Genomic DNA, 5,820 nt, shown 5'->3' with positions numbered 1-5,820 from the left:
GTGCAGGCAGCGCCGCGCGGTCTCGGCCATGATCGCGTCGGCCAGTTCGAGCATGTCCCGCGAATCCCGGGCGCTGGGCGCGGCCCGGCACGCACCGCGCAAACCGGCCACGCAGGCCAGCCGCGAGTGCGTCCACCAGCGTTCGTCGAGTTCCCACACGCCCGCTTCCGGTTCGCGCCAGTGCTTTCCGATCGCGTCCGTGGCCACCCGCACGGCGCGGCGCCCGTCGGCGTCCAGGCGCTCGTGCTGCTCGGCGGCCGCGAGCAGTTGCAGCACCTCGCCGTAGGAGTCGAGCTGGAACTGCCGGGTGGCGCGGTTGCCGCTGACCACGATTTGCCCGCCCGGATATCCCGGCAGGTCCAGGCGCCGCTCGTCCGGGACCGGGCCGCCGTCGATGGTGTAGGCGGGGCGCAGTGCGTCGGCGTCTTCGAGCACGCGCGCGGTGAGGAACGCCGTGGCGTCATCGAGCACGGGCGCACCGCCCGCGGCCGCTGCGGCGATGCCCGCGTAGCACTGGTCGCGGACCCAGGAGAAGCGGTAGTCGTAGTTGCGTCCTTCTTCGGCCCGTTCCGGCAGGGACGTGGTGGCGGCGGCGACCATCCCGCCGCCGGGAGCGGTTAGCCCGCGCAGCACGGCGTAGGCGTGGGTCGCGTCCGGAACTCCGGCCGCCTCGGCGAGATCCGGGACGCTGTCCCGCCAGGCCGTTTCGGTCGTGCGCCAGGCCGCGACGGGATCCGACGGGGAGCCGGGCGATCCGCGGCACAGCTCCAGCACGATGTCCCGGTGCTCTCCGGCGGGGACTTCGAGTTCGCAGCGCAGCACGCCGTACCGGTCCGGGACAGCTTCGGCGGCTCCGCTCCAGCGCAGCGCGAGATCTCCGCTGCGCCCGGACCACCGGCCGCTGTCGTCCTGCGACAGCTCGCGCATGGCGTGTTCGCCGAAGCCAGCCCGCACATCGAGCTCGACGCGCACCCGAGCGGTCCGCGCGGCCGCCTCGATCCGTCGCAGCAACACGACCCGGTCGGGATTTCCCGGGTATGCCAACGCTTCCCGGCATTCGACCACTGTCGACGTGGTGATCCAGCGGTTCCGCCAGATCAACGTCCGGGGCTCGTAGGAACCGCCCCACACGCAGGGTTCGACCGGGTTGATCGCGTAGACCCCGGCGCCGCCGAGCAACGCCGAGAAGACCGCGCTGTCGTGCCACTTCGGTGCGCACATCCAGGCGATGTCGCCGCGCGGCCCGCACAGCGCGCCCCGGTACCCGTCCGCCAGCACCGAGTACTCCCGCAGGACGTGCGGGGGAAAGCGGTGCCAGTCGGCGCTCAACGCCGGGACCTCGCCAACACGGCACCGACACCGGCCAGTATAGCACCGCCGAGCGCCAAGAGCGCCTGGTTGCGCGCGACCCACCACTGTGGACTTCGGGAGTGCGCGGTTGCGCCGAACGCGCCGTGTGCGCCGAAATCCCGTCCTTCCGCGGCGTCTGCCGGCTCGAAGAGGTTGTCGACTCTTGCGGAATCGTCCACATCGGAGTTCTGCTGGGACGAGAAACCGGTGCGCGCCAGGTAGCGGTCCAGCAGGCCGGGCGCCACCGAGTTGGCGAGCAGGGTACCGACGGTGCTACCGCCCACCCAGTACTCCCGGCGCCGTGGCCGGTCGGCCGCGCGCAGCACCGCGTCGGCGGCCAGTTCGGGCTGGTAGATCGGCGGCACCGGCTGCGGGTGGTGCGGCAGTTTGGACCGCGCCCACGAGAACTGGGGCGTGTTCAGGCCGGGAAGCTGCACCATGGTCACCTGCACGCCGCTGCGTTCGTGCAGCAGCTCGCAGCGCAGCGACTCGTGGAAGCCCTGGATCGCATGCTTGGCTCCACAGTAGACGGTTTGCAGCGGGACGCCGCGATATGCCAGCGCCGAACCGACCTGGACCACGACACCGCGGTCCCGCGGCCGCATCCGGCGCAGTGCGGCCATGGTGCCGTGCACGAAGCCGAGGTAGGTGACCTGCGTGGCGCGGGCGTACTCTTCCGGGCTCAGCTCGTCGAAAGTGCCGAAGACCGTGCTGAACGCGGCGTTGATCCACACGTCGATCGGACCGAGGTTCGCCTCGGCCTCGCCGGCGGCCCGGTCGAGCTGGTCGTGCTCGGCCACGTCGACCGGCCGCGGCAACGCGGTCCCGCCCAGTTCGCGCACTTCGTCGGCAGCGGCCGCGAGCCCGCCCGCTCCGCGCGCGAACAACGCGATCCGGGCTCCCCGCCGCGCGTAGGCGCGGGCCACGGCCCGTCCCACGCCGGCGCTGGCACCGGTCACCACGACGACTTCGCTCGCTGGCATGGTCCTCCTTCTCGCCGACGCAGGACCTCGCCACAGCGGACTACCCGCAGCACGGCGGAAAAACTCCTTCGGCCGCAGCGGAGACGTTTTCCTGCGCGGGCAAGCGGGGTAAAGCCGGACGGTCGGAAGCCGATATGGAGGCCGTCGTGGCGCCGAGTGTCGATCGCGTGGACGTGCACGCCTTCCGGATTCCCACCGACGGGCCGGACGGGCAGGAATCGGACGGGACGCTCGTGTGGAGCTCCACGACGGTCGTGCTGGTGCAAGCGCACGGCGGCGGGCGCTCCGGCATCGGCTACACCTACGGAGACGTGTCCGTCGCGACCTTCATCCGATCCCAGCTCGCCGACGTCGTGCTCGGGCAGGACGCGCTGTCCCCGGCCGCGGCCTGGGAACGGATGAACGCGGCGATCCGCAACGCCGGACGAAGCGGCGCTGGTGCGATGGCGGTGGCCGCCGTCGACATCGCGCTGTGGGATCTCAAAGCGCGGCTGCTCGACGCACCGCTTTTCCTGGTGTTGCCCGCTTTTCACCACGAGATCCCCGTCTACGGCAGCGGCGGGTTCACCAACTACTCCACCGAGCGGCTGGTCGACCAGCTCACCGGGTGGGTCGAGCAGGGCATCGGCAGCGTCAAGCTGAAAACATCCCGCGATCCCGAGCGAGACCCGCAGCGGCTTTCGGCCGTGCGCGACGCGCTGGGCGACGACGTGGGTTTGTTCGCTGACGCGAATGGCGCGCTGAGCCGCAAGCAGGCGGTGCACTGGGCGCACCGGTTCCGCGCGGAGTGGGGCGTGGCGTGGTTCGAGGAACCGGTGAGTTCCGCCGACCGCGAAGGACTGCGGTTGGTGCGCGACCTCGGGCCTCCGGGGATGGATGTCGCCGCGGGCGAATACGGGTTCGTTCTGGGAGATTTCGCCGACCTGCTCGAAGCGGGGGCCGTCGACTGCCTGCAGGCGGACGTCACGCGCTGCGGCGGAATCACCGGGCTGCTGGAAGTCGCGGGCGCGGCCGCGAGCCACCACGTCGACATCTCCGCGCACTGCGCCCCGGCGGTATCGGCGCACGCTTTCTGCGCCGTGCGGCGGATGCGGCACCTGGAGTACTTCCACGACCACACCCGCATCGAGGCACTTCTGTTCGACGGCATGCTCGACCCGTCCGGTGGTGCGCTGCGCCCGGATCGCAGCCGCAGCGGGCTCGGGTTGCAGGTTCGATGGGCCGATGCGGACAGGTACCGCACCGGCGGCACCGCAGCGTCCCGCTGATCGTCCCGCGAAGCACGGAAACCGCTGCCGCACCGGGAGAAAACCGATGACGAGCGTGGCGATTGCAGGACGCACGGGGCGCTCGCACCCTGAAGCGGAACCGCCGCAGACGACGAAAGTCCGATCACCATGGCCCGGACCGCGATTTCATCCGCTGCTGGGCTCACCGCCAGTCACGAGCTGATGACGAACGCGGACGGCGGAATTCGTTGCGACAGTCCGCAGGAGATCGGCAACGCCTGGGACGAGGCGCTCGCCGCCGACCGCCTGGTGGTGCGGGAAGTCGTGTGGACAAGGATGTTCCACCGGCGGAGGACGCCAGTGATAACCGTCCACAACGGACTCTCGACGCGCGGCGGAAGGCGCTCACTCGTACAGCACGTAGTCCGGTGCGGGCTGCAGGCCCAGCACTTCCGGGGGCGTCATGAGCGGCCCGCTGCGGGTGTCCTCCTGGAAGAACAGCTTGATCCCGGTGGCGACGTGCGGCGGTTTCGTCGTCACCAGCTTGTCCCACGCCTGCTTCTTCAGCTCCGGCGAGCCGATCCCGTCCATCGACTTGACCAGCGCGAGCTCCGGGTGCGGCGCCAAATCCTGCTCGTCGCGCACCACCGATGGCGACAACTGGTGGTAGATCAGCGGCTTCTGCGGCAGCGAGTGCTCCCGCGCGATCGCGGAGACGTGGTCGGCCACCGCGTTGAGCTCGCCGCCGGTGGTCGTGCCGAACACGTCACCGGGCGTTTCGTCCGGGCCGACCGCCCACTCCGGGTCGAGCGCGAGACCCACGTCCGGTTCGGCGAGCCAGCGGTCGTAGTGCCGCACCTCGTCGAGGAAATCCGCGCGACCGGGCTGGATTCCCAGCAGCAGCACCGCGCCGTACCTGCGGGCCGCGGCGAGGTGCTCGTCGATGGTGGAGTCCGAGGACCGCGCGCGGTACTGCCCGTCCTGGCCGGGGCTGGACGTGGCGCGGGTGGCGATCAGCTCGAAGACCGGCAGCGGCCGCTTGTTCTGCGTGTAATCCTGCGCCTGCCGGTCGATCTGCTGACCGGCCGCGTCCAGATCGCCGTGCAGTGGCCCGAGCGCGGCGCTGCCCGGCGCTCCGGAGAAGCCGACCATCCGGTGCTCGGGCAGCACGGTGCGGCCGCCTCCGGGTAGTTCCGGCTCCGGTGGCGGTGGCCGCAGCGCCGGTGCGGGCGGTGGTTCGGCGGGCGGTGCAGGGGGTGTTGCGCCGCACGCGGCCAGCGGTGCGGTGAGCGCGAGCACCCATGAAGCGGCCACGTTGCGCGCGTGCGCGGTCACTCTCGGATCACATTCCTTCCCGGGTCGGCGGGCTCGCTGATCGACGAGCCGCCAGGGGAGCTTCCACGAGCCGTGGGGATGCTAAACCCGCCCGGGGCAAGCCTTTTCAGCGCGTGCTCGGGCGAAGCCGGACCGGAAAGTCCGAAATGGACTTCGAGTGCGGTTCAGGTCGCGTCGTCGCGGGGCAAGTCGGAGGATTCGCAGGCTGCCAGTGCTCGGCGGGGAGTCGGCCATCCCTCCGCCGCAGTCCGGCGGCGCCCGATACGCACCGTGCACAATGGATCACCGTGCGAATGCCGGGAGTTCAGAGGTCGTCGGCTTGCTGGACGGCGGATTCGGTGCGCAGCGCGGCGATCCGTTCGGCGGACATGCCCAGCTCGTCGGCGAGCACCTGGGCGGTGTGCTGACCGAGAATCGGTGCGGCCTCGGCCGATTCGTACGCTCCGCCGAACCGCATGGGAGAGCCCGGCGCCAAGTGCGGCCCGATTCCGGGCTGGTCCAGCGTCGACATCAGCGGATTCGCGCGGCCGGGGCTGCGCAGCGCGTCCACGGTCGCGGCGAAGCTGCGATAAGGCGCCCACAGCAACGAAGTCCCGGCCAGCGCCGCACGTGCCTGCTCGCTCGTCCGCGAGTCGAACCAGCGCTGGAACAATCCCGCCAGGGCTTCGCGGTACTCGTACCGCTCGGCCTCGGCGGAGAAATCCGTGCCCAGCGCACCTTCCAGCGCGGACACCGCTTCGGACATGCCGGTCAGCGACACCAGGTCCCGCCAATGCCGTCCGGTGAGCGCCACCACCATGAACCGTCCGCCGTCCGAACAGCGGAAGTCCCTGCCGAACGTGCCGTAGATGTGGTTGCCGATCGGGTCCCGCGAGGTGCCGTTTAGCTCCGCTTCGCTCAGGAACCCGAGGGTGCCCGCCATC

The 5,820-nt window shown here is 70.9% G+C and carries 5 protein-coding genes; 1 reads left to right on the top strand and 4 read right to left on the bottom strand.

All coding sequences use genetic code 11. The features are described from left to right. Both IJH84_RS25055 and IJH84_RS25050 read right to left on the bottom strand, forming a co-directional pair. The coding region (locus IJH84_RS25055; protein ID WP_295149757.1) for a glycoside hydrolase family 15 protein at positions 1-1,329 on the bottom strand (1,329 nt) is incomplete at its 3' end. After that, complete coding sequence (locus IJH84_RS25050) at positions 1,326-2,333, bottom strand: SDR family oxidoreductase (RefSeq protein WP_295149755.1); 1,008 nt, start codon at positions 2,331-2,333, stop codon at positions 1,326-1,328. The genes IJH84_RS25055 and IJH84_RS25050, both read right to left, overlap by 4 nt. Positions 2,334-2,479: 146 nt before the next feature. Between IJH84_RS25050 and IJH84_RS25045 the strand changes: the two genes are divergently transcribed. Then, the gene (locus IJH84_RS25045; protein WP_295149753.1) at positions 2,480-3,601 is read left to right on the top strand and encodes an enolase C-terminal domain-like protein; all 1,122 of its coding nucleotides are present in this window, start codon (positions 2,480-2,482) and stop codon (positions 3,599-3,601) included. Between the two features lie 366 nt (positions 3,602-3,967). Here the strand turns inward: IJH84_RS25045 and IJH84_RS25040 are convergent, their stop codons facing one another. Further along, positions 3,968-4,897 (bottom strand): hypothetical protein, encoded by a 930-nt coding sequence (locus tag IJH84_RS25040; protein ID WP_295149750.1) that lies wholly within the window; start codon positions 4,895-4,897, stop codon positions 3,968-3,970. A gap of 304 nt (positions 4,898-5,201) precedes the next feature. Beyond that, positions 5,202-5,820: CoA transferase (locus IJH84_RS25035; protein ID WP_295149748.1), on the bottom strand; the 619-nt coding region annotated here is incomplete at its 5' end.

Origin of the sequence: Saccharopolyspora sp. (assembly GCF_017434145.1) — a bacterium.
Lineage (GTDB): Bacteria > Actinomycetota > Actinomycetes > Mycobacteriales > Pseudonocardiaceae > Saccharopolyspora_C > Saccharopolyspora_C galaxeae.
This window is presented reverse-complemented; position numbering and strand designations above follow the sequence as displayed.

Coding starts and splice junctions, on each gene's coding strand:
- IJH84_RS25050 (WP_295149755.1), bottom strand. CDS start 2,333: ATGCCAGCGAGCGAAGTCGTCGTGGTGACCGGTGCCAGCGCCGGCGTG.